This is a genomic window from Aquabacterium sp., assembly GCF_021768455.1.
Lineage (GTDB): Bacteria > Pseudomonadota > Gammaproteobacteria > Burkholderiales > Burkholderiaceae_C > Aquabacterium.
On sequence record NZ_JAIZVX010000008.1, the window covers coordinates 24,193 to 50,765 of the forward strand.

Annotated in this window: 21 protein-coding genes and 1 tRNA gene; 13 read left to right on the top strand and 9 right to left on the bottom strand. The window is 67.5% G+C overall.

The window, feature by feature from the left end; all coding sequences use genetic code 11:
* Positions 1 to 125 precede the first annotated feature (125 nt).
* The 3 genes from QZ994_RS02160 to QZ994_RS02170 all read left to right on the top strand — a co-directional run bounded on the left by QZ994_RS02160 (position 126) and on the right by QZ994_RS02170 (position 4,020).
* Complete coding sequence (locus QZ994_RS02160; protein ID WP_290867545.1) at positions 126 to 596, top strand: CBS domain-containing protein; 471 nt, start codon at positions 126 to 128, stop codon at positions 594 to 596.
* A gap of 118 nt (positions 597 to 714) precedes the next feature.
* A complete protein-coding gene (aroC, locus tag QZ994_RS02165; RefSeq protein WP_290867548.1) occupies positions 715 to 1,821 on the top strand; it encodes a chorismate synthase in 1,107 nt (368 codons plus the stop codon).
* Between the two features lie 195 nt (positions 1,822 to 2,016).
* Entirely contained in the window at positions 2,017 to 4,020 is a 2,004-nt protein-coding gene (locus QZ994_RS02170) for a methyl-accepting chemotaxis protein (protein ID WP_290867551.1), read from the top strand.
* A 30-nt stretch (positions 4,021 to 4,050) separates the two neighbouring features.
* Here QZ994_RS02170 and gloA read toward each other — a convergent pair whose 3' ends face one another.
* The 4 genes from gloA to QZ994_RS02190 are packed head-to-tail and all read right to left on the bottom strand — an operon-like array spanning position 4,051 to position 7,400.
* On the bottom strand, positions 4,051 to 4,467 hold the full coding sequence (gloA, locus tag QZ994_RS02175) for a lactoylglutathione lyase (RefSeq protein WP_290867554.1): 417 nt from the start codon (positions 4,465 to 4,467) through the stop codon (positions 4,051 to 4,053).
* Positions 4,468 to 4,511: 44 nt separating this feature from the next.
* Positions 4,512 to 6,449, bottom strand: a complete 1,938-nt coding sequence (locus tag QZ994_RS02180) for a bifunctional anthranilate synthase component I family protein/class IV aminotransferase (RefSeq protein WP_290867557.1) — start codon at positions 6,447 to 6,449, stop codon at positions 4,512 to 4,514.
* Positions 6,442 to 6,930: a disulfide bond formation protein B gene (locus tag QZ994_RS02185; RefSeq protein ID WP_290867559.1), complete on the bottom strand. Its 489-nt coding sequence runs from the start codon at positions 6,928 to 6,930 to the stop codon at positions 6,442 to 6,444. Before QZ994_RS02185 ends, QZ994_RS02180 begins: the two co-directional genes overlap by 8 nt.
* Before the next feature lie 14 nt (positions 6,931 to 6,944).
* The gene (locus QZ994_RS02190; protein WP_290867562.1) at positions 6,945 to 7,400 is read right to left on the bottom strand and encodes a RidA family protein; all 456 of its coding nucleotides are present in this window, start codon (positions 7,398 to 7,400) and stop codon (positions 6,945 to 6,947) included.
* Positions 7,401 to 7,738: 338 nt separating this feature from the next.
* Here QZ994_RS02190 and QZ994_RS02195 point away from each other — a divergent pair, with 338 nt between their 5' ends.
* From QZ994_RS02195 to QZ994_RS02225, 7 genes are all read left to right on the top strand, one after another.
* Entirely contained in the window at positions 7,739 to 10,462 is a 2,724-nt protein-coding gene (locus QZ994_RS02195) for a DNA internalization-related competence protein ComEC/Rec2 (protein WP_290867565.1), read from the top strand.
* A 20-nt stretch (positions 10,463 to 10,482) separates the two neighbouring features.
* A complete protein-coding gene (locus tag QZ994_RS02200) occupies positions 10,483 to 11,151 on the top strand; it encodes a response regulator transcription factor (protein ID WP_290867567.1) in 669 nt (222 codons plus the stop codon).
* A gap of 30 nt (positions 11,152 to 11,181) precedes the next feature.
* On the top strand, positions 11,182 to 12,639 hold the full coding sequence (locus QZ994_RS02205) for a sensor histidine kinase (protein ID WP_290867569.1): 1,458 nt from the start codon (positions 11,182 to 11,184) through the stop codon (positions 12,637 to 12,639).
* Between the two features lie 121 nt (positions 12,640 to 12,760).
* A complete protein-coding gene (locus tag QZ994_RS02210; RefSeq protein ID WP_290867608.1) occupies positions 12,761 to 14,008 on the top strand; it encodes an ABC transporter substrate-binding protein in 1,248 nt (415 codons plus the stop codon).
* A 169-nt stretch (positions 14,009 to 14,177) separates the two neighbouring features.
* The gene (locus QZ994_RS02215; protein WP_290867572.1) at positions 14,178 to 15,068 is read left to right on the top strand and encodes a carbohydrate ABC transporter permease; all 891 of its coding nucleotides are present in this window, start codon (positions 14,178 to 14,180) and stop codon (positions 15,066 to 15,068) included.
* 17 nt (positions 15,069 to 15,085) lie between these two features.
* Positions 15,086 to 15,934, top strand: a complete 849-nt coding sequence (locus QZ994_RS02220; RefSeq protein ID WP_290867574.1) for a carbohydrate ABC transporter permease — start codon at positions 15,086 to 15,088, stop codon at positions 15,932 to 15,934.
* A 62-nt stretch (positions 15,935 to 15,996) separates the two neighbouring features.
* Positions 15,997 to 17,079 carry an ABC transporter ATP-binding protein gene (locus QZ994_RS02225; protein ID WP_290867577.1) on the top strand — a complete coding sequence of 361 codons (1,083 nt, stop codon included), beginning with the start codon at positions 15,997 to 15,999 and terminating at the stop codon, positions 17,077 to 17,079.
* A 107-nt stretch (positions 17,080 to 17,186) separates the two neighbouring features.
* Here QZ994_RS02225 and QZ994_RS02230 read toward each other — a convergent pair whose 3' ends face one another.
* Entirely contained in the window at positions 17,187 to 18,485 is a 1,299-nt protein-coding gene (locus QZ994_RS02230) for a hemolysin family protein (RefSeq protein ID WP_290867580.1), read from the bottom strand.
* A gap of 62 nt (positions 18,486 to 18,547) precedes the next feature.
* Between QZ994_RS02230 and QZ994_RS02235 the strand changes: the two genes are divergently transcribed.
* On the top strand, positions 18,548 to 19,375 hold the full coding sequence (locus QZ994_RS02235) for a symmetrical bis(5'-nucleosyl)-tetraphosphatase (protein WP_290867583.1): 828 nt from the start codon (positions 18,548 to 18,550) through the stop codon (positions 19,373 to 19,375).
* Between the two features lie 25 nt (positions 19,376 to 19,400).
* Positions 19,401 to 19,490: transfer RNA gene (locus QZ994_RS02240), tRNA-Ser, on the top strand.
* Between the two features lie 76 nt (positions 19,491 to 19,566).
* Here the strand turns inward: QZ994_RS02240 and QZ994_RS02245 are convergent.
* On the bottom strand, positions 19,567 to 20,475 hold the full coding sequence (locus tag QZ994_RS02245) for a cupin-like domain-containing protein (RefSeq protein WP_290867586.1): 909 nt from the start codon (positions 20,473 to 20,475) through the stop codon (positions 19,567 to 19,569).
* A gap of 126 nt (positions 20,476 to 20,601) precedes the next feature.
* Between QZ994_RS02245 and QZ994_RS02250 the strand changes: the two genes are divergently transcribed.
* Entirely contained in the window at positions 20,602 to 22,143 is a 1,542-nt protein-coding gene (locus QZ994_RS02250) for an NAD(P)H-hydrate dehydratase (protein WP_290867589.1), read from the top strand.
* A 9-nt stretch (positions 22,144 to 22,152) separates the two neighbouring features.
* Here QZ994_RS02250 and QZ994_RS02255 read toward each other — a convergent pair whose 3' ends face one another.
* The 3 genes from QZ994_RS02255 to QZ994_RS02265 all read right to left on the bottom strand — a co-directional run.
* Positions 22,153 to 23,976, bottom strand: a complete 1,824-nt coding sequence (locus QZ994_RS02255; protein WP_290867592.1) for a diguanylate cyclase — start codon at positions 23,974 to 23,976, stop codon at positions 22,153 to 22,155.
* A gap of 29 nt (positions 23,977 to 24,005) precedes the next feature.
* Positions 24,006 to 26,228 (bottom strand): EAL domain-containing protein, encoded by a 2,223-nt coding sequence (locus QZ994_RS02260; RefSeq protein WP_290867595.1) that lies wholly within the window; start codon positions 26,226 to 26,228, stop codon positions 24,006 to 24,008.
* A partial coding sequence (locus QZ994_RS02265) for an Hpt domain-containing protein (RefSeq protein WP_290867598.1) occupies positions 26,225 to 26,573 on the bottom strand: 349 nt, incomplete at its 5' end. The genes QZ994_RS02265 and QZ994_RS02260, both read right to left, overlap by 4 nt.

Genomic DNA, 26,573 nt, shown 5'->3' on the forward strand with positions numbered 1-26,573 from the left:
GCCCGGGGGGGCGGTTTTCAGCGTCGGCTCGGCCCGACACCTCTTGGCTGGGCCGCTCGCTTGGGGCTATATTGAGACATGGCCGACCGTGCCACCCTGTTCAACCTTGTCGAGGAGAAATCCCCATGAAAGTCAGCGACATCCTGCGCGTCAAAGGCAGCACCCTGTTCACCGTGCAGCCTGAACAGCCGCTGGCCGAAGCCGCCCGCACGATGGCCGATCACGACATCGGTTCGCTGGTGGTGATGGACCATGGCGATGTGGTCGGCATGCTGACCTTCCGTGAAGTGATCCAGGCCACGGTGCGCAACTCCGGCGTCTTTGGCAGCCTTGTGGTGCGTACGGTGATGGACGACCACCCGCTGACCTGCACGCCCGACACCGAGATCGACGAGGTGCGCCGCATGATGCTGAGCCGCCATGCCCGTTACATGCCGGTGATGACCCAGCGCACGCTGATGGGCGTGATCTCTTTCTACGACGTGGCCAAGGCCGTTGTCGATGGCCAGGACTTCGAAAACCGGATGCTCAAGGCCTACATCCGCGACTGGCCGGTGGAAGAGGGCGCCGAGAAAGAGCGTCCCGCGCTGCTCTGAGGCCCACGCGGCCTGCCACCTACCGAACCCGGCCGCGTGCCGGGTTTTGTTTTGGCCCGGAGCCGGGGCCGATGGAGGACAATAGCGGTCTTCCTGATTTGTGTATGGATTTGGCGTCATGGCTGGCAGCACCTTTGGTCTTTTGTTCACCGTCACGAACTTCGGCGAGTCGCATGGCCCGGCCATCGGCTGCGTGATCGATGGCTGCCCCCCTGGCATGTCCCTGTCAGAAGCCGACATCCAGCCCGACCTGGACCGCCGTCGCCCAGGCACCTCGCGCCACGTGACGCAACGCAACGAGCCCGATCAGGTCGAGATCCTCAGTGGTGTCTACGAAGGCAAGACCACGGGCACGCCGATTGCCCTGCTGATCCGCAACACCGACCAGCGCAGCAAGGACTACGGCAACATCCTGCAGACCTTCCGTCCGGGGCACGCGGATTACACCTACACGCACAAGTACGGCATCCGCGATCCGCGCGGTGGTGGCCGTTCCTCGGCCCGACTGACCGCGCCCATGGTGGCCGCCGGCGCCGTGGCCAAGAAGTGGCTGCGCGAGCAGTACGGCACCGAGGTGCGCGGCTGCATGACGCAACTGGGTGAGCAGCCCATCGCGTTCGAGGGCTGGGAGCACGTGCACCAGAACCCCTTCTTTGCCGCCAACGCCAGCCAGATCGAGCAACTCGAGGCTTACATGGACGCGCTGCGCAAGGATGGCGACTCCTGCGGTGCCCGCCTGACGGTCGAAGCCACGGGGATGCCGGTGGGCCTGGGCGAACCGCTGTTCGACAAGCTCGACGCCGACATCGCCTACGCCATGATGGGCATCAATGCGGTGAAGGGTGTGGAGATCGGCGCGGGCTTTGCAAGCGTGAGCCAGCGCGGCACCGAGCACGGCGATGGCCTGTTCACCGACGGTTTTGCCTCGAACCATGCGGGTGGCGTGCTGGGAGGGATCTCCACGGGGCAGGACCTGCGTGTCTCGATCGCCATCAAGCCGACCAGTTCGATCCGTTCGCCCAAGCCCTCGATCGACCTGGCTGGCCAGCCCGCCACGGTCGAGACCTTTGGCCGCCACGACCCTTGTGTTGGCATCCGTGCCACGCCGATCGCCGAGGCCATGCTGGCCCTGGTGCTGATCGACCATGCGCTGCGCCACCGTGCCCAGTGCGGGGATGTGCAGGTGAGCACGCCTGCCATCGCGTCGGCCCGACCCGGCGTTTGAGCCTCAACGTGGGGTGCCCAGGCACCTCGCTGAAGGCTTGAGCGCGTAATCGCGCACGAAAACCGGCTTGTTCACGCTTTGGCCGACTCGGCCCGGATGGTGAAATCGGGGCCTTGTATACAAAAGGGTGTGCGGTGACCCCGGCAATGGGGTTTGCGGTTGTCGCGCGCCCTGCTGGCCTTGACCGGAGGGCGCATGGATTCTGTGACGGACGTGGGCGACACGCAGCGCAATCAAAAGGGCGCACTGGCCGCATTTTTCCGTTACCACGGCGTCTGGGCTCCGGGGGTGAGGTTGTTCCGCAGGCTGGGCTTTCGGGCCAAGGCCATGACGATCTCCCTGGCCTTCCTGATCCCCCTGATGGTGCTGTATGCCTCCTTCACGCTGAGCAAGCGAGAGGAGCTTCAGTTCGTCGCCAGCGAGCGCATGGGGGTGGCTTATGCCCGTCCCTTGCTGGCTTTGACCCAGGCGTCGATCCGGGAGCGCCAGCTGGCACGTGTGGCCGCCCGGGGGGAGCCCGCACCGGAACTGCCCGCTGCCCGCGAGGCGAGTGCCAAGGCCTATGCCGAACTGGCCGCGCAAGAGGCGCTCAATGGCGCCCATCTGGGCACGTCGGCATGGCATGCGAAGCTGGTGCAGGCCACCGAGGGGATCCGTTCGCTGGGATCGGCCTCGCCCGAGCAGGTTTACAAGGTGTTCAACGTGGCCATCGATGCGCAGGGCGCGTTGCTGGAGGCGCTGGTCGATGGCTCCAAGCTGGCCCTGGACCCGGAGATCGACAGCTATTACACGATGGACGCCGTGCTGATCGATGCGCCGGACCTGGCTCAGGCGATTTCCCGTTTGCGGGCGCGCCTGGTGACGGCCATGAAGTCCGGTGGCGGGGACAAGCTGGACACGATGGCACTGATCCAGCTGGACCGCGAAGCACAGACCGTGACCCGCCGCCTTGCGCAGCTGGAAACCTCTTTGGGCAAGGCGGGGCGTGACGTGCCAGGTCTGCAAGCCACCTTGCCGACGGCCACGCTGAAAGATGCGTCTCAGGCCCTGCTTGACATGGCCACCACCGCGATGGGCGGTGGGGTGCAGGGAACGGACGCAGACAAGGTCGCCAAGGTGGGCACCGAGGCCGTGGCCGCGGCCTACAAGCTGGTGGCCGATGGCGTGCCGGTGCTGGATGGCCTGTTGGCCGACCGCGAAGCCAGGCTGGTCCGTTCCGAATGGGCGGTGAACGTGCTGACGGTGTTGTGTGTGCTGATGGCGGCCTACCTGCTGTACTGTTTCTACCGCGTGACCCGTGGCGGCATGGAGGAAGTGCGCTTCCACCTGGTGGCGATGACCGATGGTGACCTCACCACCAGCCCCAAGCCCTGGGGCAAGGACGAGGCCGCAGGCCTGATGAACACCCTGGCCGACATGCAGAAGGCCTTGCGCGGTCTGGTGCGGGAGGTGAGGCAGGCGTCTCAGGTGATCGTGCAGTCGAGCACCGAGATCGCATCGGGGTCGCTGGACCTCTCGGCGCGCACGGAGCGCACGGCGGCCAACCTGCAGCAGTCGGCGTCGTCGATGGACCAGATCTCTGCAACGGTGCAGCGCACCGCAGACCACGCCGTGGAGGCCGCCGATCTGGCCTCGGGCAATGCGGGTGTCGCCTCGCGTGGCGGCCAGGTGATCGAGGGTGTGGTGAAGACCATGCGCGACATCCACCAGTCGTCGAGCAAGATCGCCGACATCACCAATGTGATCGATGGCATTGCCTTCCAGACCAACATCCTGGCGCTGAACGCCGCGGTGGAAGCCGCCCGCGCTGGCGAGCAGGGCCGCGGTTTTGCCGTGGTGGCGGGTGAGGTGCGGGCCCTGGCCAAGCGCAGCGCCACGGCCGCTCAGGAAATCAGCGCCTTGATCCAGGACAGCGTGAGCAAGGTGGGCTCGGGCACGCAGATCGTGGAGGAGGCTGGCGAAACCATGGCCGACATCCTTTCGACGGCGGAGCGCATGAACAGCCTCCTGTCGGACATCGCCATGGCCTCGCGTGAGCAGAGCACGGGCGTGTCGCTGGTGGGGCACTCGGTGCAGGAGCTTGACCGCGTCACGCAGGAGAACGCCGCCTTGGTGGAAGAAACCGCAGCGGCTTCGGGCGCGCTCAAGCAGCAGGCGATTGCACTGGCCAAGGCGGTGGGCAATTTCCGCCTGCCTTGAACCGCCCGCTTGGGGCGGCGAAAGGGGGGATCAGCTCAGTTCGCTGGCCGCTTCCGGGCGTTCGATCAGCTCGATCTTGTAGCCGTCCGGGTCGGTGATGAAGGCGATCACGGTGGTGCCACCCTTGAGCGGACCGGCTTCCCGGGTGATGCCGCCTCCCAGTGCGGCCGCCTTGTCGCGCACGGCCTCGCAGACGGCCGCGGCGTTGTCCACGCCGATGGCGATGTGGCCGTAGGCCGTGCCCAGTTCATAGCGTTCCACACCGTAGTTGTAGGTGAGTTCGATCTCGGCGTGCTCGGGGTTGCGGCCGTAGCCCAGGAAGGCGAGGGTGTACTGCTGCTCGGGCCGGTCGGTCGTGCGCAGCAGGGTCATGCCCATGACCTGGGTGTAGAAGTCGATGGCGCGCTGGAGGTTGCCAACGCGCAGCATGGTGTGCAAGAGGCGCATGGTGTGCTTTCGAATGGGGACGCGGGGAGTCTGCCAGGGATGCATCAACCCTGTGGTGAGCCGGGTTCGGTCATCTGGAGTCGGGCCTCGGTTTGGGCGCGCAGGTGGGGCAGGTCGACCAGCAGCCAGCCTCGCACGCTGTTGAGCAGGGCCAGGGCTTCGGCTTCCAGCAGATCACCCAGTGTGAGTGCACGGGTGTGCAGGTGGCCTTGGGCCAGGGCGTGGGCCCGCATCACGCCGGGCAGCATCAGGCTGGACTCGGGCGGGGTGAACCACTGTCCCTCACGCTTCAGTGCCACGTTGCCGATGGTGAATTCGGTGAGCTGGCCCTGGGCGTCGAAGAGCAGGGTGTCGAGACAGCCTTCCGGCGCAGGGCTGAAGGGCGCGTAGGCCTGGCGCCGGGTGCTCTTGTGGCGCACGAAGTCGTCGCCTTCGGTGATGGGTTGGCCGGCCAGCGCGACACGGACGTGGCTGGACGCAGGCTGCTGCGCTGCCTCGGTTGGGTTGCTGGCATGGGCTCGTGCTCCAGGGCCCTGCAGCGGTTCGGCCTCCATCTGCCAGCGGCCATCGTGGGCATAGAGCAGACGCAGTTTGTGCACGCCCTGTGCATGCTGCGCGGCGGTGTCTTGCAGGGCCCGTTCGAGATCGGAGGCGATCGTGTCCGACCAGGGCCAGCCAAAGTGCCGGGCGCTGCGGCCCAGGCGCTGCAGGTGCAGGGCCAGGCGCGGGATGTGGCCGGCCTCGAGTCGCAGGGATTCGAGCAGGTGGAAGGGGCGTTCGGCGCGGGTCAGGAAGGCCTGTTTGGCACGCCATTCGGCCGCCTCGGCAGGGCCGGTGGCGTCCAGCGTGATGCCGCTGCCGATGCCGCAGCGTGCCGACCAGGGCGCAGGCGGTGGGGGCGTGTGCAGGCAGACGGTGCGGATGGGGACGTTGAAGGTGACCCGTCCGCCCGGCGCCATCAGGCCCACGGCGCCGCAGTAGAGACCGCGCTCGCTGCGTTCCATGCGGGCGATGTGGTGCATGGCCTGGCGCTTGGGCGCCCCCGTGACCGAGCCACAGGGAAAGAGCGCTGCAAAGGCCTGGCTGAGGCGCAGGCCCGCACGGCTTTGGGCGGTGATGGTGGACGTCATCTGCCAGACCGTGGGCAGTGCCTGCACCTCGAAGAGCGAGGGCACGCGCACGCTGCCGACCTCGGCGATGCGCGAGAGGTCGTTGCGCAGCAGGTCGACGATCATCAGGTTTTCAGCGCGTTCCTTCTCGCTTTGGCGCAGGTGGTCGGCGGCGGCCTGGTCGGCTTCGGGCGTGCTGCGGCGGGCGGCCGTGCCTTTCATGGGCTGGGTGGTGAGGGTGTGGCCGTCCCAGTCGAAGAAGAGCTCGGGCGAGACGCTGAGCACCGCACCTGGGGCGCGGCAGGCGGCGCGGGCGTCGAGCATCAGGCTGTAGCCGGCGGGCTGGCTGCGTCGCAGGGCCTGGAAGGTGGACCACATGGCCTCGGGCGCACCGTCGTAGGCCGAGCGGCGCTGCGCGGTCAGGTTGATCTGGTAGACCTCGCCCTGGCGGATCAGTTCTCGAATGCGCTCGACCTGTGTCTGCATGGCGCCGTCGTCGAGGTCGGCCTGCCAGGGGCCCATGGCCCAGGGGGCCTCACCGGCCGGTTGAACGGTGTCGCCATCCCAGGGGGTGGCGGTGTCGAACACGGCCCAGACCGCATAAGGCTGGCCGGGGGGCAGGGCCTTGACGGGCAGGGTTGGGTCCAGTCCGGGGGCGGCCTCGTAGGCCACCCAACCCAGGCACCACTGGCCTGCCAGGGCCAGGGTGTGTGCCGCGTCCAGCAGGCCAGGCACCTGGCTGGGGTCATGGGCCACCAGCCAGCGCACAGGGGCATCGAAGCGCCAACGCTGGCGGGGAGCGCCTTCGGGCGAGCCGGGCGCAGCGGGGAAGTCGACCAGCGCGGTGGGCAGGTCGGGGTTCTGATCAAGCACGGCGGTTGGGGGTGACGGCACTGGCCAGCAAGACCATGCCGGCGATGGCGAAGAGCGCCAGGCTCCAGAACTCGAAGGGCACGCCCAGCACGCTCACGGCGGCATCGGCGCAGGAGGCGCGGACCTCGAAGACCTCGGGCCAGCGGGTGTCGACACCGAAGAAGCCGATCACCTTGTCGGCGAAGGTGAGGGCGCAGGAGGCGCTCTGCGCGGCCACGAAGTGCTGGTAGAGCGCCGCGGCGATGCCGGCGCCGGCCAGCGGCACGGTCAGGGCCGACAGCAGGCGGCGCAGGAGGCCCCAGGGCAGGGCGGCGGCCAGCAGGCTGAGGGCAGCGATGGCGATGAAGACCAGGCGCTGCAGGATGCACCAGGGACAAGGCTCCATGCCGAAACGGTGCTGCGCCACCAGGGCGGCGGCCACCGAGGTGGCACAGACCAGGCCCAGGCCGGCCAGCGCGAGGCGGGGCGACAGGCGGTTCATGCGGGGGCCGCGTGTCAGCGCACTTCGACGATGAGTTCGATCTCGACGCAGGCTCCCAGCGGGATCTGCGCGACACCGAAGGCACTGCGGGCGTGCTTGCCGGCTTCGCCAAAGACCTCGCCGATCAGTTCGGAGAAGCCGTTGGTGACCAGGTGGTGCTCGGTGAAGTCGGGCGCGCTGTTGACCAGGCTGGTGGCCTTGACGATGCGCACCACGTTGTCCAGGCCATTGGCGGCCACGGCCAAGGTGCCCAACAGGTCGATGGCGACGGCGCGGGCGGCCTGCTTGCCTTCTTCGGTGGCCATGGTCTTGCCCAGTTGGCCGACCCAGACCTGGCCGTCTTTCTTGGCGATGTGGCCGGAAAGGAAGACCATGTTGCCGCTGCGCACGAAAGGCACGTAGGCGGCAGCGGGCACGGAGACGGGCGGCAGGGTGATGCCGAGGGCTTCAAGGCGTTGGGCGATGCTCATGGTGGGTGGGGCGGCAGGCGACCATCGTGCCGGCCAGCCAGTGTGGTCTTGGGGGATGGCGGTGATCCTACACGAGCCACCTCGGTGCGAGGGATGGGATGTCGCAAGGACCCTGGCAGGGGTCGGGTCGGAACAAATGCAAGGCGAGAACACGATGGTGCAGGGCGGGGCGATGGCCGGTGAGCCTGGGTTACCGGATCGGGGTGCGCTCCCGATGACCCCGTGTTGGTGCCTCTTGGCCCCTTTGGGGGGACGGATCACCTCCGATGGGGGCTGGTCGGCAAGGGCCGGGTTTGGACAATCGCTGGCAGCCCAGCTTTGCCCTTGCCTTGCCCGCCATGCGCCAGCCCAGTTTGAAGGCCCTTCCGCTGCCTCCCGACCCATTGCGGCGCGAAGCCGCAGGGCCCGTCATGGCGCCAGTGGAGGGGGCGGCTGCGTTCTGGCTGGGTGTGGCGGCGTTGCTGGCCGGTCTGATCGGGGAGGCCTGGCAGACCAGCGAGGCCCGCCTGGCGCCCGAGCGCTTTTACCTTGCCGGTCTCGCGGTCGGTGTGGGCGCTGCGTGGCTGGCGTGTCGTGGGCGCGGTGGTCCGAGCCACCCGGGCCGTCCTGTGGTCTGGCGCCTGTGTGCCGTGGCCGTGGCGGGTGGCTTGCTGGCCTGGGGCAGCACGGGCTGGCGCGCCACACAGCGCATGGCCGAGGCCTGGCCGGCCGACTGGGCGCGGCGCGACATGCCCATTTGCGTGCAGATCGAGGGCCTGCCGCGTCCGATGCCCGGCGGCGTGGTGCAGGCCGATGCGATCTTGCTGGCCACCGACGTGCCCGATTGCGATGCGGCCCGGCTGGCCAAGGCCCACCCGCCGGTTCACCACATCGGCCTGTATGGCAACTGGCCGGCCGACGCACGCACCGTGGCAACGCCCCAGGCGGGCCAGACCTGGTGGCTGGTGGCCCGCCTGCATCCGCCCGATGGGGCCAGCAACCCGGGAGGTTTTGACGCGCCCCTGCAGGCTTTCGACAAAGGGGTGAGGGCCATGGGCACGGTGCGACACCGCCTCGAGATGCCGCGCCTGGTGTCGCCCGCGCCGACCTGGCCCTGGGAGGGCGCCATCGATCGCCTGCGCCAGCGCATCCGCGATGGCATCCTGAAGCGTGTGGCGGATGCGCGCGCGGCGGGTGTGCTGGCCGGCCTGGCCGTGGGCGACCAGTCCGCCATTGACCGCGAGGACTGGGATGTGTTCCGCCGCACGGGCGTGGCGCACGTCGTGTCCATCAGCGGGACCCACATTGCCATGCTGGGCTGCCTGGCCGCCATGCTGTGCCGACCTCTGTGGGCCCGCTGGCGCTGGGGGCGAGCGCGCTGGCCCGCCCCCGAGGCCGCGCGCTGGCTGGCGGTGCTGGCCTCGGTGCTCTACGCCCTGCTGGCGGGCTGGGGCGTGCCGGCCCAGCGCACGGTGCTGATGATGGCCGTGATGGCTGCCTTGCACACGGGAGGACGCCGCTGGCCCTGGGGCCTGGTCTGGCTGCTGGCTGCCGTGGTGGTGGTCGCCTGGGACCCCTGGGCGTTGCGCCAGGCGGGTTTTTGGCTGTCCTTTGTGGCCGTGGGGGTGTTGATGTCGGCGGGGATGTCGCCCGAAGCGGCGCTGCGGACGCCCGAGGGGATGGTGCCGGCGATGTCACACGACCCCCAGCCCGGCCTGGATGCCACCGCGCCGGCCACCCATGCCGGGTCGCAGCCATCGACCCGAGTGGGGCGGCTGGCCCGCGCCGCTCAGGCAGCGTCACGCGGTGGTTTGCGCGCGACCCAGGCCGCATCCCGCGAGATGGCGCAGACCCAGTACCTCGTCACCCTGGCCCTCACGCCTCTGGCCCTGGTGTGCTTTCAGCAGGTGTCCATCGTCGGGGCTGGGGCCAACCTCGTGGCCATCCCGCTGTTCACGCTGCTCATCACGCCCCTGGCGCTGGCCGGCGTGTTGTGTCCCTGGCTGTGGGATCTGGGCGCCTGGCTGGTGCAGCTGGCGCTGGCGGGTCTGGGGGCTGCGTCGGCCTTGCCATGGGCCGTCGCGCAGGCGCCGGTGGTGCCGGGCTGGGTGGCCGCCATGGCCGTGCTGGGCGGCGTGCTGGGGTTGCAGCCCTGGGCGCGCCCCTGGCGTTGGCTGGCCTGGCCGTGCATGCTGCCGCTGTTCTGGCTGCCGATTGGCTGGCGCCTGTTGCCGCCGCCCCCGCCCGGGCATTTCGACCTGCTCGCCGCCGACGTGGGGCAGGGCACCGCCGTGCTGGTGCGCACCGCCCACCACCAACTCTTGTTCGACACCGGCCCGCGCCTGGGCACCCAGGGCGACGCCGGGGCCCAACACCTCCTGCCACTGATGCGCGCACTGGCGGTCGATGAACTCGACACCCTCGTCATCAGCCACGAAGACAACGACCACGTCGGTGGGGCCATGAGTGTGCTGGCCGGCCTGCCTGTGGCGAACCTGCGCAGCAGCCTGGCTGCAGACCACGCCTTGTTGGCCCAGCCCGATGCGCGGGGGCAGAAGCCTGTCCACACGCCGTGCATGGCAGGCCAGTCCTGGGTCTGGGAGGGCGTTCGCTTCTCGTTCCTGCATCCCACCCCGGCCGACCTGGCGCAGCGCAAACGCCTGCCGCCCAACGCCCTGTCTTGCGTGCTCAAGGTCGAAGGGCCGGGTGGCCGCAGTGCCTTGCTGACCGGTGACATCGAAGCCCCTCAAGAGCGGACCCTGCTGGAGAGGGGCGGGGCGGCCTTGCGCAGCACCGTGCTCACCGTCCCCCACCACGGCAGCACCACCTCGTCCACCGGAGGCTTCCTGGCCGCGGTGGCGCCCGAGGTGGCCATCATCCAGGCCGGTCGGCGCAATGCCTATGGGCATCCTGCGCCCGCTGTGCTGCGTCGTTATGCAGACATGGGCCTGCCCCTGCGCAGCACCCCGCGTTGCGGCGCCTGGTGGTGGTCCAGTGCCAGCCCCGTCGGTGCGGGCGAACAGGGCCGTTGCTGGCGAGACATCGCCCCCCGCTACTGGTACCCCCCAGATGCCCCCGATTGAAACTCCCGTATGCTTGCGGGATGCGCGTGCTGCTTGCCGAAGACGATGACATCCTGGCCGATGCCCTGGCCGCCCAACTGAGCAATGCCGGTTTCCGAACCGCCGTGGCCGGCGATGGCCGCACGGCCCTTGACCAGCTGCTCGACGAACCCTTTGACCTGGCCGTGCTCGACCTGGGTCTGCCCGTGATGGACGGCCTCACCGTGCTCAAGCAGGTGCGCGCCAGCAAACCCGCCTTGCCCATCCTGATCCTCACGGCCATGGATGGCCTGGAGCACCGCGTGGCCGGCCTCAACGCAGGGGCCGACGATTACCTCACCAAACCCTTCGACTTTCCGGAGCTCGAGGCCCGCGTGCGCGCCCTGTTGCGCCGCTTCAAGCCCGCCGGTGGCAGCGTGCAGGTGCTGGGGGGGCTGAGCTTCGACCGCGAAGCCCGCCGCGCCATGGTCGATGGCGACGCCATCGAGCTCTCGCCCCGCGAATGGGAGCTGCTCGACCTGCTGCTCAGCCAGCGCGACAAGGTCGTCACCAAGGACGAAATCGCCAAGGCCTGGGACCTCGACCGGAACCAGAGCGGCCCCAGTTCCATCGAGGTCTACATCCACCGCCTGCGCCGCAAGCTCGAACCCTCGGGCCTGTCGATCCGCACCGTGCGCGGCCTGGGCTACATGCTGGAGACGCAAGGCTGACGGCCACGCGCCGCCCAAGCCTTTGCCCCCATGGCCACCGCCAGTGCCGAACAGGCCCGCGAGATCCGGGCCACCGGCTCCCTCACCCGCCAGCTGCTGTGGTGGATCGTGTTGCCGCAGATCGTGCTGTGGCTGGTGGGCGCTTTCGTCACCTACAACGTGGCCTTCAGCTACGCCAACCAGGTCGTGGACCGCAGCCTCTTTCAGAGCTCGCGCGCCCTGGCCCGCCAGGTCAAACCCATCGGCAACGGCCTGCTGATCGACTTCCCCAAAGCCGCCCGCGACATCATCGAGACCGACCCAGACGACACCGTCTTCTACATGGTCAGCTCGCCGCCCGGTCGCTTCATCCTGGGCAACCGCAAGCTGCCCCCGCCGCCACCCAGGGCCGATCTCGAGGTCGACAAGCCCTATTTTTACGACGTCAGCGTCGACACCACCCGGGTCCGCGTTGCCGCCTTGCTGCTGCCCTACGGCGACACCGGCACCGAGCGCCTGCTGGTGCAGGTGGCCAAGAGCCGCGCCAGCCGCGAGCTGCTGGCCCGACGCATCCTGGTCGACACGGCCTTGCCCCTGTCAGGCCTGATCGTGCTGATGACGCTGATCGTGTGGGCCGGCATCCGCGCGGGTCTGGCGCCGCTTTCGCGCCTGCGCCGCCTGGTGGAGGACCGCCATCCCAACGACCTCACCCCCATCCGCATGGCCAGCGCCCCCACCGAGGTGCGTGCCCTGGCCCTGGCGCTCAACAGCCTGCTGGGCGCGGTCCAGCGCAACGTCGAGACGCAAAAGCGCTTCATCAGTGACGCCGCCCACCAGTTGCGCACCCCCCTGGCCGGCATGAAATCGCAGGCCGAACTGGCCATCGGCGTCATCCAGGACCCGGCCGTGCGTGCCCGCCTCGAGCGCGTGCGCGAGGGCACCATCCGCAGCGCCCACGTCGTCAACCAGCTGCTCACCCTGGCGCGGGCCGAGCCCGAGTCCGCCATGAAACAAGGGCAGGTGAGGGTGGCGCTGGGCCCGCTCACCCGCGAGCTCACGGCCGAGCTGGTGCCGCGTGCGCTGCAGCTGGGTGTTGACCTGGGTTGCGACGACAGCGAAGCCGATGCCGAGGCCATGGACCCGGCCGCCGCCGCCGTGGCCGTGACCGGCAACCCCCTGCTGTTGCGCGAGGCCCTGGTCAACCTGGTGGACAACGCCATGCGTTACGCCGGGCGGGGCGCCGTGGTCACCGTTCGGGCCCGGCTGGAAGGGCCGCTGGCCGTGGTCGAGGTGGAAGACAATGGCCCGGGCATCCCCACGGCCGAGCACGAGCGCGTGTTCGAGCGTTTCGTGCGCGGCGTCAACGACGGCAGTGGCTGCGGCCTGGGCCTGGCCATCGTCAAGGAGATCGTGCAGCAGCACGGCGGCCAGGTGGCGCTTTTCAACGTGCTGCCCCATGGCCTGAGGGTCAGGGTGAGCCTTCCGTCCGCAAAAGTGGGTTCAACCTAGGGAAGACCCCTGCGTTCAGGAATCATTAATTTATTAATAATTCCTTAACGGTTGATTTAGTCGACTGTTGAACTTCAACACATCCCTCGTTGACGAGAAGGAGACACCCATGTCCAAGAAGATGTTTGCATTGCGTGCTGGTGCGGTGATGGTCGCTGCCATGGTGAGCACCATGGCCGCTCAGGCCGGTGAAGTGGAAGTCCTGCACTACTGGACCTCCGGCGGCGAAGCCAAGGCTGCCAAGGCCCTGCAAGCCACGCTGCAAGCCAAAGGTCACAGCTGGAAGGATTTCGCCGTGGCCGGTGGTGGTGGTGATTCGGCCACCACGGTGTTGAAGTCGCGCGTCGTGTCGGGCAACGCCCCGGCCGCCGCCCAGATCAAGGGCCCCTCCATCCAGGAATGGGCGCAAGAAGGCGTGCTGGCCGACATCTCCGATGTCGCCGCTGCCAACAACTGGGACAAGCTGCTGCCCCCGGTCGTGGCCAACGTCATGAAGTACAAGGGCAAGTACGTGGCCGTGCCGGTCAACGTGCACCGCGTGAACTGGCTGTGGGCCAACCCCGAAGCCTTCAAGAAGGCCGGCGCCAAGGTGCCGACCAACTGGGACGAGTTCTTTGCTGCCGCCGACAAGCTGAAGGCCGCCGGCATCATCCCCGTGGCCCACGGTGGCCAGAACTGGCAGGACTTCACCACCTTCGAAAGCGTGGCGCTGGGCGTCGGCGGTGCCGACTTCTACAAGAAGGCGCTGGTGCAACTCGACCAGGGCTCGCTCAAGAGCGACACCATGAAGAAGGTGCTGACCACCTTCAAGCGCATCAAGGGCTACACCGACAAGAACGCCCCTGGCCGCGACTGGAACCTGGCCACGGCCATGGTGATCCGCGGTGAAGCCGGCATGCAGCTGATGGGCGACTGGGCCAAGGGCGAGTTCATCGCCGCTGGCAAGAAGCCGGGCACCGACTTCGTTTGCGCCGCGGCCCCTGGCACCGCCAAGAGCTTCACCTTCAACATCGACTCGTTCGCGCTCTTCAAGATCAAGAACGAAGCCAATGTGAAGGCCCAGAAGGACCTGGCTGCCGCCATCCTGGCTCCTGAGTTCCAGGAAGTCTTCAACCTGAACAAGGGCTCCATCCCTGTGCGCCTGGGCGCCGACATGAGCAAGTTCGACGACTGCGCCAAGCTGTCGTCCAAGGACTTCGTCGACACCGCCAAGTCTGGCAGCCTGGTGCCCTCCGTGGCCCATGGCATGGCCGTGTCCTCGGCCGCTGAAGGCGCCATCAAGGATGCCGTGTCCAACTTCTGGAACAGCGACAAGCAAACCGTCGAAGACGCCATGGCCAAGATCGCCTCGGCTGCCAAGACCAAGTAAGTTCGCCTGAATCGGCTCAGCCCTTGAGCCGACACCCATCGGGGCCGTCACAAGCGGCCCCGATCGGGTTTGCCGCGCACGCAGCCCGCGTGGCCACCGCCGCACGGCGCTGCTCGCACCGCACGCACCCTCGCCCTCCTGTTCTTTTCCTGCAAGGGATGTCTCCGACATGACCCAACCCACCCCGACGATCCACAAGGCGCGCACCCACTGGCTGCCCAAGCTGGTCCTGGCCCCGTCCTTCCTGGTGTCCATGCTCTTCATCTATGGCCTGATGGCCTGGAACGGCTACCTGTCCGTGTCCGCATCGCGCCTGCTGCCCAACTACGAATTCGTGGGTCTGGAGCAATACCAGATCCTGTTCGAGAGCGAACGCTGGATGGTGGCGCTCAAGAACCTGTGGATCTTCAGCGCCCTGTTCATCTTCTTCGGCATGGCGATCGGCCTTTTCCTGGCCATCCTGCTCGACCAGAAGATACGCGCAGAAGGTTTCCTGCGCACCATCTACCTCTACCCCATGGCCATCTCCTTCGTGGTGACGGGCACGGCCTGGAAGTGGATCCTCAACCCTGGCCTGGGCCTTGAGCACCTGATGCACGAGTGGGGCTTCACCAACTTCAGCTTCGACTGGCTGGTTGACCCTGATCACGCCATCTACTGCGTGGTGATCGCGGGTGTCTGGCAGAGCGCCGGCTTCGTGATGGCCCTGTTCCTGGCCGGTCTGCGCGGCATTGACGACACCATCATCAAGGCCGCCCAGATCGACGGTGCCTCGCTCCCCCGCATCTACTGGCGCATCATCGTGCCCAGCCTGCGCCCAGTGTTCTTCTCGACGCTGATGGTGCTGGCCCACCTGGCCATCAAGAGCTTTGACCTGGTCATGGCCCTGACCAACGGCGGCCCGGGTTACGCCACCGACGTGCCTGCCACCTTCATGTACTCGATGTCGTTCACACGCGGCCAGATCGGCCTGGGTGCCGCATCGGCCACCGTGATGCTGGCCACCGTCGCCGCCATCGTCGTGCCTTATCTGTATTCCGAGCTGCGCGCTCGCCGCTGAAGCCGGGTGAGATCCATATGAACCGCTTTCACCGCTTTGTCCTCTACTCGCTCCTGGTGCTGTTTGCGCTGGTCTTCCTCACGCCGCTGTACGTGATGCTGGTGACCTCGCTGAAGGACCTCGACGAGATCCGCTCCGGCAACCTGCTTTCGCTGCCTGGCTCCATCAACGTCGACGCCTGGCTCAAGGCCTGGTCGACCGCGTGCACCGGCGCCGATTGCGGCGGCCTCAAGCCCTTCTTTTTCAACTCCATGCTGATGGTCGTGCCGGCCGTGCTGGGCTCGACCGTGCTGGGGGCCATCAATGGCTACATCTTCAGCAAGTGGCGCTTCCGCGGCAGCGAGGTGATGTTCGCGCTGCTGCTGTTCGGGGTGTTCATGCCCATGCAGGTGGTGCTGCTGCCGATGTCGCAGGTGCTGGGCTGGATCGGTTTGTCCAGCTCGATCTGGGGCCTGGTGCTGATCCACATCATCGCGGGCCTGGCCTCGACCACGCTGTTCTTCCGCAACTACTACGTGGGTCTGCCCGATGAACTCATCAAGGCGGCCATGCTGGACGGCGCAGGCTTCTGGCGCATCTTCTGGCGCATCGTGCTGCCGCTGTCGACGCCCATCGTCGTGGTCGTGCTCATCTGGCAGTTCACCAACATCTGGAACGACTTCCTGTACGGCGTGGTGTTCTCGGGGTCTGACTCCAAGCCCATCACCGTGGGCCTGAACAATCTGGCCAACACCTCCAGCACGGTCAAGGAATACAACGTGGACATGGCCGCGGCCCTGATCGCCGCACTGCCCACCCTGTTCGTCTATGCCGTGGCCGGCAAGTACTTCGTGCGTGGCCTGACCGCCGGTGCCGTCAAGGGCTGATGCCCTGATCCCTGCACCGACACGCCACCCCATTCACCGATTCACACAAGAAGGTAAAGCCCATGGGCGCTCTATCCATCCGCAACGTTCGCAAGTCCTACGCTGGCCACGAGATCCTCAAAGGCATCGACATCGAGATCGAAGCCGGCGAGTTCCTGATCCTGGTCGGCCCCTCGGGCTGCGGCAAGTCCACCCTGCTGAGCATGATCGCTGGCCTGGACACCCCCACCTCCGGCAACATCCTCATCGGTGACCGCGACGTGACCTTCGCGCCGCCGAAGGACCGCGACATCGCCATGGTGTTCCAGAGCTACGCGCTCTATCCCAGCATGAACGTGGCCGAGAACATCGCCTTCGGTCTGGAGATGCGCAAGGTGCCCAAGGCCGAGCGTGACGAGGCCGTGGCCCGCGTGGCCAAGATGCTGCAGATCGAGCACCTGCTCAAGCGCAAGCCGGGCCAGCTCTCGGGTGGTCAGCGTCAGCGTGTGGCCATGGGCCGCGCCCTGGCCCGCAACCCCAAGCTTTTCCTCTTTGACGAGCCGCTGTCCAACCTCGATGCCAAGCTGCGCGTCGAGATGCGCGCCGAGATCAAGCTGCTGCACCAGCGCACCCGCACCACCACCGTGTACGTGACCCACGACCAGGTCGAGGCCATGACCCTGGGTGACCGCATCGCCGTGATGAAGGAAGGCGTGCTGCAGCAGTTCGGCACCCCGGACGACATCTACACCCGCCCCGCCACCAAGTTCGTGGCCGAGTTCATCGGCTCGCCCGCCATGAACATGCTCAAGGCCCACCGCGCTCCCGATGGCAGCCTCAACGCCAATGGCGTGGCCCTGCCCGTGACCGCTTCGCAGGCATCGGCCCTGGCCGGCCTGTCGTCCAGCGCGAGCGTGACCTATGGCCTGCGCCCCGAGAGCCTGAGCATCAGCGCGATCGAAGGCGCCCAGCTGGTGGGCAGCGTGCGCATGCTCGAGCCCACAGGCCCTGAAACCTATGTGTTCCTGGACACGCCGGCCGGCCCCCTGGTCTCGCGTGTGGCCGGCCCCCGCGCCAACCTCGAAGTGGGCGAGCAGGTGGGGCTGCGTTTCGATGCGCAGGACACCCACCTCTTTGACGACGCCACCGAGCGCCGCCTGGGCTGATCCCTCCTTCTGCGCCCCCATGAAAAAAGGCCTTCGTCGGAAGGCCTTTTCTTTTTTCTTGCTCTTGCGCGTGTGCCGTGCCGCGCAGAGACGCGGCGACGGGTGCTTCAGTCGTCGTGATCGACCGTGCGGGAGGCCAGCACCTTGTCGATGCGTTTGCCATCCATGTCGACCACCTCGAAACGCCAGCCGTCCCATTCCACCGTGTCGGTGGTTTGGGGCAGGCGCCCCAGCAGCAGCATGACCATGCCGGCCAGAGTGTTGTAGCGGCCACGGTCTTCGTCGGGCAGGGCCTTCATCTCCAGGCGGTCTTTCAGCTCGGGGATGGGGATCAGGCCGTCGACCAGCCAGGAGCCATCCTCGCGCTGGATGGCCCAGGCGTCATCGGGCTCGGTGGTGGTGAACTCACCGGTGATGGCCTCCAGCACGTCGCGCAGCGTGATCACCCCCTGCACCTCGCCGTATTCGTCGACCACGAAGACCATCTGCGTGTCGGAGGCGCGGAAGTGCTCCAGCAACTCCATGCCCGAGAGCGTTTCCGGCACGAAGACCGCAGGCAGGATGCCTTCCATCAGGTCATTGCCTTCATGCTGGGTGAGCTGGTGCAGCAGCTGCTGCGCCGTTGCCACGCCGACCACATCGTCCAGCCCGCCTCGGCAGACCGGGTAGCGCGAGAAGCCGTGGGCAGCGATGGTGGCCAGGTTGTCGGCCATGGCCGCTTCGACGTTGAGGAAGGCGATGTCGCTGCGCGGGATCATCATCGAGCCGATCTGGCGCTCATCGAGGCGGAACACATTGCGCACCATCTGGTGCTCATGGGCTTCGATGATGCCGGCGTCCAGGCCTTCTTCCAGCTGGGCGGCGATCTCCTCTTCGGTCACGCCACGGTTGCCGTTGTCGCGCACGCCGATCAGCTTGAGGATGCCCTCGGTCGTGGTCGACAGCAGGCGCACGAAGGGCTTGGTGAGGCTGGAGAGCCACATCATCGGCTTGGCCACCAGGCGCGCCACAGGCTCGGGGTACATCTGGCCGACGCGCTTGGGCACCAGTTCGCCAAAGATGATGGAGACGAAAGTGATGATCAGCACCACCAGGCCAGTGGCCGTGATGCCGGCCACGCGGTCGGTCAGCAGCGGGAAGGTTTCCTTGAGCCACTCGGCCAGGGGTGGGGAGAAGGTGGCTTCACCCACGATGCCGTTGAGCACGCCGATGGACGTGATGCCGATCTGGACCGTGGAGAGGAACTGGGTGGGGTTGTCATGCAAGGCCATGGCGGCCTGTGCCCCGGCATCGCCGGTCTCGGCCATCACCTGCAGGCGGGCCTTGCGGCTGGCGGCCAGTGCCATCTCCGACATGGCAAACAGGCCATTGAGCAGAACCAGGAAAATCAGAAGCGCTAAGTCCATAAACGGCGCCGGAGCGGCCGGGCCACGAGTGAGAACGCAGCAAGCGTAGCAGAATCCATTCCATGATCTATCTTGTTGGTGATGTGCAAGGCTGTTGCAGCCCCCTGGAGCGGCTCCTGGCCACGCTCGATTTTTCGCCTTCGCGCGACCACCTTTACGTGCTGGGTGACCTGGTCAACCGGGGCCCGGACTCGCTGGGCGTCTTGCGCAGGCTGAGCGCCCTGGGCGGTGCGGCCACCTGCCTGCTGGGCAACCACGACCTGCATTTGCTGGCTGTGGCCCATGGGGTGCGCAAGCCGCACCGCAGCGACACCCTGGGTGGCATCCTCGACGGGGGCGAGCGTGAAGACTGGCTGCACTGGTTGCGCCAACAGCGCCTGGCAGTGCACGAACATGGCTGGTTGATGGTGCACGCGGGCGTGGTGCCGCAATGGGATGCGGCGCAAACGGTGGCCCTGGCCGGTGAGGTGGAGGCCATGCTGCGTGGCCCCGATCTGGGCGGCTTCCTGACCGAGATGTACGGTAACGCGCCAGACCGCTGGGAAGACGGGCTGCAAGGCATCGAACGCTGGCGCTGTGTGGTCAACAGCCTCACGCGCCTGCGCTTCTGCGCAGCCGACGGCACCATGGAGTTCGCCACCAAGGAGGGCGCTGGCGGCGCGCCCGAGGGCTACATGCCCTGGTTCGATGTGCCCGGGCGCCGCACGGCCGGCACGCCGGTGGCCTTCGGCCATTGGTCGACGTTGGGCCTGATCAACCGCGATGACCTTCTGTCCCTGGACACCGGCTGTGTGTGGGGCGGCCAGCTCACCGCGGTGCGTGTGGACGGCGCCACGCGCGAGGTGATTCAGGTCGATTGCCCCCAGTCGCAAAAGCCCGGGGTGGTTTGAGCCCTTACAATGTGGCCCAGTTTCAGGGTGTTTGGCCGAGCGGTTTAAGGCACCGGTCTTGAAAACCGGCGAGGGTTGATCCCCTCCGTGAGTTCGAATCTCACAGCACCCGCCAACATGAAAAAAGCCCACGGCGCAGGTCGTGGGCTTTTTTTGTGCCCGCAGCCAAGGGCGGGTGTGGCGCAATCGACTCAGTAGCCTTCCGAGGCATCGTCGGCCTTGGCGCCTGTCAGCCGACCCTTGAGGTTCGCGATGCCCTTGACGATGGGGTAGAGGCCGCTTTTGAGGCCGTCCATCGAGCCTGCCGAGTTCACGGCGCTGGGGGCCAGGCCGAAGCGGCTCAGGCGGCGGCGCAGCAGGTCGTTGATGATCAGGGCCTGGCGGAAGCGACGGGTGACGTCGGTGTGATAGAAGATGGCCATGGAGATGGAGACGTCTTCCGGGCCGTTCTTCACGTAGTGGCCGCCCAGGAAGGGGATGTGGATGGCCTGGCCTGCCTGGAAGTTGAACTTGTGGGCGTGGCGGTCCATGCGGTCGTCCCAGTGCATCTGCCGGTCAGAGCGGGCGGTGTAGGCCTCGTACTGCGTTGGGGCAATCACCTCGTCGTTCCAGGGCTCGAACACGGCCACCTGCTTGCTGCCACGAAACTGGAGCAGGAAGTTCGAGAAGCGGTCGAAGTGGAACGGCGTGACCGCGTTGGGCGATGCGATGAACAGCCACATTTCCGCATCGGTGGGCAGGGTGCCGCTGCCATTGCGCTTCATCAGCCTGGCGATGTCGTCGCACATGCTGCGGTGCAGGTCTTTGAACGATGCGTGGTTCTCAGGGCCCCGGACGGCGACATAGGACTGGGTGGTGAGGATCTGGTCGATCGTCTCTTCGATGCTCAGTCCGTTCTGGTGATCGATGTGGGCGCGGTCGAAGTTGGCGCCCAACTGGGCCATGCCCTTGGAGTACATCACCCGCTCGCCCAGAGCGGGCAGCACCTGCGCGAGGTTGGACAGCTCCAGTGCGGGATGGCCCATGAGCTTATGCTCGAACTGGAAGGGGGTCTTGTCCAGCTTGTCGGGCTGGATCGAATCGGCGAAACATGCGTACACGGGTTCGTCCCCCTTGGGCGATGGTGTGGGCTGGAAAGTGCTGGATTCTGTCATGGGTGAGCGACACGGCCTTGACACAGCGCACGAGCGCACCACAGCCGTCAGGGTCCGTGGCAAGCTTGGGGCATGCACGCAGCCGCCTCCCCCTTCACCGACCACCTCTTGCTGACCTGTGCCCAGATGGCGCAGGCCGATGCCCATGCCGCCCATCAAGGTGTGCCCGGTATGGTGCTGATGGCCAGGGCCGGGCAGGCGGTTGCCGACGCCATCCGGGCTCGCTGGTCGCCGAGGCCGGTGCTGGTGGCCTGCGGCCCCGGCAACAACGGGGGTGATGGCCACGTGGTGGCCCGCCTGTTGCACGAAGCAGGGTGGCCGGTGACCCTGGCGAGCCTGGTGCCGACCGCGGCACTGAAGGGCGATGCCCTGCACCATGCCCGACGGGCCGAAGCCGTGTTGCCTGTGCAGGCCTTGCACGCCGGCTTGCTCGCGGGCCAGGCCATGGTGGTGGACGCGCTGTTCGGTGCAGGCTTGAACGCGCCGCTGGAGGGCGAGGCGGCGGCGTTGTTGAAGGCGGCCGCGCATGCGGGCGTGGTGAGGGTGTCCATCGATGTGCCCTCCGGCCTGCGCGGGGACAGCGGTGAAGACTGGGGCGCCGTGCCGGCCGACCTCACCGTGACCTTCCATCGCAAGAAGCCGGCGCATGTGCTGTGGCCAGGCCGTGGCCTGTGTGGCGAACTCCTGGTGCGCGACATCGGCATTCCCCCGGGTTTTGAGGCCGGTTTGGCTCTGCAGGCCTGGGAAAACGGCCCGGCGCTGTGGCAACACGCCTGGCCCTATCCCGGCAGCCTGCTGGCGGAGCGGGTGCTGCACAAATACACCCGCGGCCACGTGGCCGTGCTGGGAGGGGCGGTGATGACCGGGGCCGCCCGCCTGGCTGCGCGGGCGGCCGTGCGGGTGGGTGCAGGCCTCAGCACCTTGCTCGTGCCGCGTGGCGTCTGGCCGGTGTACGCCACCGCCCAGCTCAGCGGCATGGTGCAGGCGCTGGACGATGTGGATGCGACCACCTTGCGGGCCAGCTGGCGCGCCCAGTTGGGGAGCCTGAAGTGGCGCAGCCTGGTGCTGGGTCCCGGTGCGGCGCTGGGCTTGCCAGAGCCAAGTGGCGAGACCTTGTCGGAGCTGGTGTTGTTGGCGCTTTCTCTGGCGCAAGGTCGGGGTGTGGTGCTGGACGCCGATGCGCTCACCGCCTTCGAGGGGCATGGTGAGGCCCTGTTTGACGCCATCCTGGGTCCGGTGGTGCTCACGCCGCACGAGGGCGAATTCCTGCGTCTGTTCGGCCGCAGCGCCCACGACAAACTTCAGGCCACCCGCGAGGCCGCGCGCCGCAGTGGCGCGGTGGTGCTGCTCAAGGGGGCCGACACCGTGATCGCTTCGCCCGATGGCCGTGCCGTGGTCAACACCAATGGCCCGGCGACCCTGGCCACTGCCGGTTCGGGCGATGTGCTCAGCGGCCTCATTGGTGGTTTGCTGGCGCAAGGCTTGCCGGCTTTCGAGGCGGCCTGTGCGGGCGCCTGGCTGCATGGGGCCTGTGCCCAGGCCTTTGGCCCTGGTCTCATCGCCGATGACCTGCCCGAGCAACTGCCAGGTGTCCTGCGGTCGCTCTGGGCCTGACGAGGCCTTTCAGCCGATGCAGGTGCGGTTCTTCCCGGTGCGTTTGGCTTCGTAGAGCGCGACGTCGGCACGCTCCAGGGCCACCTCGATGCGCTCTCCAGGCCGGTAGGCCGTCACCCCTGCCGAGAAGGTGATGAACACCTTTTTGTCTTCGTGCGTGAAGAACTCGGCGCTCAGGGTGCGTTGCAGGCGGGTCAGCACCTGCTGGGCTTCGTCGGCCACCGTGTCGGGCAGCATGACCACGAACTCCTCGCCGCCGTAGCGCGCCACCACGTCGACCGGGCGCAGGCACTCGCTCACGCGGCGAGCCAGGAATTTCAGGGCCTCGTCGCCGGTCTGGTGGCCCATCTGGTCGTTGAGCTTCTTGAAGTTGTCGACGTCCAGCAGGCCGATGGCCAAGGGCGTGCCTGCCCGGTCCACGCGTGCCTGCTCGGCCTCGAAGGCTTTTTGCATGCCGCGGCGGTTGGCGATCTGGGTCAGCGGGTCGGTCGACACCTCGCTGGAGAGCTGGCGGATCTCGTCTTCCAGCTGGCGAACCTTTTCGGTGAGCTCGGTGGCGCGGCTGTGCTCGGCCTGCAGGCGGGTCTGGGTCTGGGCCACGGCGTTTTGCACCAGGCGGCTTTCGGCCACCATCTCGCGCACGACGCCGGTGAGGCTTTCCAGGCTGTCGGCTTGTCCGATGGTCTCGGCGTAGCCGCCCAGCTTGTCCTGGAAGCGATCGGTGGTCTGGCCCAGTTCGGCCAGTTCGGCCAGCATCTGGTGGATCAGTTCTTTGAGGGCCAGCCGCGCGGCCTGGCGTTCGCGCTTGAGGCTGAGCTGGCGGGTGCGGGTGTCGGCCAGCAGCTGCTGCATGTGCCTCACCCCCATGGGGTTGAGGCCTTCGGCCAGCTGGTGGTGCATGGCGGTGCACTGGCCTTGTACCCAGCTCTCGTCTTCGCTCAGGTCGACCAGGCTGTCGGTCAGGGCGCCGCACAGGTCCGTCAACTGGGCGATGAGGTGGTGGCGGTGCTCGATGACGCGCCGCGCCTGGTGGCAGGCGCTGCCAAGGGCCTGGCGCGCCTGTTCGGCCTGGTCGGCGGTGAGGGGGGCGGCCGTGGCCAGGTCCAGCGCCTCTGCCATGGCCTGGGCGGATTCGATGGCCGCCTGTTCCCGCTCGTTGGGCGGCAGAGGCGGCGCCATGTCCGGGTTGGGAGGAGTGACCGATGCCGTGGTGGCAGGCGCCGGGTGGGGCGCCAAGGGGCGCAAGGCGGTGTCCACCAGTCCGCCCAGTTCGGCCAGGGCTTCGTGCGCCAGGGTCAGGCCGGGCGTGTCTGGGGTGGTGCTGGCGGGCGTGGCCGGCGAGGGGGCGATCACGGCTTGCGAAGCTGGGGCAGCTTGAGGCGGCACAGCGGCGTCCCCGGCTGCCTCGCTGCCGTCCTGGCCGCCTTCCAGCAGGCTGTTGTCCAGCGTGTCGCTGTCCCAACTGGCCACCAGTTGGCTCAGGCGCTGGTGCAGCATGTCACCGGCGCGCTTGCTGCTGGTCAGCACGCGCTGCAGGCTGTCCTTCTTGCGCGCTGTGGTCCATTGCCGCCCTCCACGTTCGGCGCCGCGCAGGATGCGGCTAATCAGGGTGGCCCAGCGTTCGCTGTCGTCGGCGGGCGACAAGGCCGGGGTGGCCGATGCGGCATCGCGCCCGGGCTCAGGGGGCGACTCGGGTGGTGCGGCCAGGCCACTCTCTTGCTCGTAGGCCTGGCGGTAGTGGTCCGGCGTGGGTTCGCGTTTTTGCTCGGCCAGCCGGCGAAGGGCCGCCTTGGCGATCTGGGCCGGGGTCAGTTTGTCGGTGCTGCTGGCCACGTGCGTGCCTCGTTGACGGGGAGGGGGGCTCAGCGAGCCTTGGGTGCCAGGCCGACCGGTGCAAACAGGTCGGCACTGAGGCCGGGCAGCGTCTGGCCGTGCTGCGTGTCGTGCAGCCACTGCGCGACCTCGCTGGCGGGCATTGGCCGGGCGAACAGGAAGCCCTGGCAGATGTGGCAGCCCAGTTCGTAAAGCACTTCCATCTGGGCCACGTTCTCCACCCCCTCTGCGATGACGCGCAGGCCCAGGGCCCGGGCCAGGGCGATGATGGCCGAGACGACGGCTGAGCTCTGGGGGGTGTCGCCCAGGTCGCGCACGAAGGAGCGGTCGATCTTGAGCTCGCTGATGGGCAGGGTGGTGAGGTAGGACAGCGAGGAGTAGCCGGTACCGAAGTCGTCGATGGAGATCTCGGTGCCGAGCTGGTTCAGGCGGTGCAGCGACGGCACGACGCCCTGCAGGTCCTTCATCAGGCCGGTTTCGGTGATCTCGAGTTCGATGGCGCGCGGGGCCAGGCCCACCTTGTCCAGGATGGCCTCGATCTTGTCGACCAGGTCGGACTGCTCGAACAGGCGGCTGGGCAGGTTGACGGCGATGGAGGCGTCGAAGCCGAAGGCCTGTTGCCACTCATGGGCCTGGCGTGCAGCCTCTTCGATGGCCCACAGGCTCATCGGGTTGATCAGGCCGGTGGCCTCTGCCAGGGGGATGAAGTCGCCCGGGGGGACCAGCTGGCCGTTGCGTTGCCAGCGCATCAGGGCCTCGGCGCCCACCATCCTGCGGGTGCGCACGTCGATCTTGGGCTGGTAGTACAGCACCAGTTCGCGGCGCTCCAGGGCCTTGTGAAGGGCTGTGTCGAGGTCGAGGCGCACGCGGCCCTTGCTGGCCAGTTGCGGGTCGTAGAGCAGGCTGGTGTTGCGGCCCTGGCTCTTGGCCAGGTCCATGGCCACGTCGGCATTGCGCAGCAGGTCGGCCACGTTGAGGCCGTGGGCCGGGAAGACGGCGGCCCCCACGCTGGCCGTGATGAAGCATTCCTGGCCGGCGGCCATCATGGGCTCGCGCAAGGCCTCCAGGAGGCGCTGGGCGGTCTCCATGGCTTCGGCTTCGTGGGCCACTTCAGGCAGCAGCACGACGAATTCGTCGGCACCCAGGCGCCCGACGGCCTCCAGGGTGCGGTGCACGCGCTGACCGTTGAGGTCCATGCTGCCTTCGAGGATCTGCTCGGAGTGGCGCACGCAGTTGCGCAGGCGCCGCGAGACCTCGATCAGCAGCTCGTCGCCGGCATGGTGGCCGAGGTTCTCGTTGATGACCTTGAAGCGGTCCAGGCCGATCTGGAGCAGGGCCACACTGTGGTTCAGGCGCTTGGCGTGTTCGATCGCGCGCTCCGCACGCCAGAAGATCTGGCGGCGGTTGGGCAGGCCGGTGAGCGTGTCGAAGTTCGCCAGGTGCTTGATCTTGTCTTCGGCGATGCGGCGGTCGGTCACGTCCTGCACGATGCCGGTGTAGCCGATGAGGTTGGCCTGTTCGTTGAACTCGGGCTCGGCCTCGATGTGCAGGATGCGCTGGCGGCCGTCGATCAGGGTGACCTGGATGTCGTTGCACAGCACGGTGCCGTGGTCGAGCACCTCGTGCAGGATGCGCTGGAAGCCATGGCGTTCTTCGGAGGGCATCATGCGGACGATGGCGCGCAGGCCCAGGCGGTCGGAGGGGCCCATGCCGAACACGCGCAGGCCTTCGAGCGAGAAGGCCAGGTCGCCAGCACCGCGACGCCAATCGAAGGAGCCCATTCGGGCCAGGTCCTGGGCGCGGGCCAGTTTGGCCTTGCTGCGCTCCAGTTCGTGCCGGGTGCGCGAGGCGCGCAGCAGGTAGCGCAGGCGCCCGGCGAGCAGGCTCCACTGGGTGCTCTTGACGAAGAAGTCGGTGGCGCCGACCTCGTAGGCGCGCGTGATGGAGGCCTCGTCGTCCAGGCCGGTCAGCATCAGCACCGGCACCGACTCGTATCCGGGCAGGTGGCGCAGTTCCTGGCAGGTGGCAAAGCCGTCGAGCCCAGGCATGACGGCGTCGAGCACGACCACATCGGGCAGGCAGTCGGCCATCATCTGCAGGGCGGTGTCGCCCGCATTGGTTTCGGTGACGGCAAAGCCGCGCTCGCGCAGGGCAATGGAGGTCAGCAGGAGGTTGACTTCGTCGTCGTCGACCAGCAACACGCGCGGTTGCTCGTCCAGATCGTCGTGCGCGAAGTTTGAGCCACGGCTCATGGCGTCTCCAGCAAGGCGCTCAGGCATTCCAGCACGCGGTGTGCTTCTTGCGGGATCTCGCGGATGCGTGAACTCAAGTCTTCTCCTGTCTGGCGCCGGATCATGTTTTCGATTTCGGCACACATCTGTGACAACTTGAGTGCGCCAATGCTGGCCGATGACGACTTCAGTGTATGCGCGACGTGCGTGATCGCTGCCTGGTCGTGCATCTTGAAGGCTTCTTCCAGTTGCGGCAACAGGCGTCCCACCGATGTTTCGAACGCTTTGGCCACGCGCTCGATCAGGCGATTGTCACCCCGCGGATCGAGTTCGCGCAGCCGCTGGAGCGCTTCGGCATCGAGAACA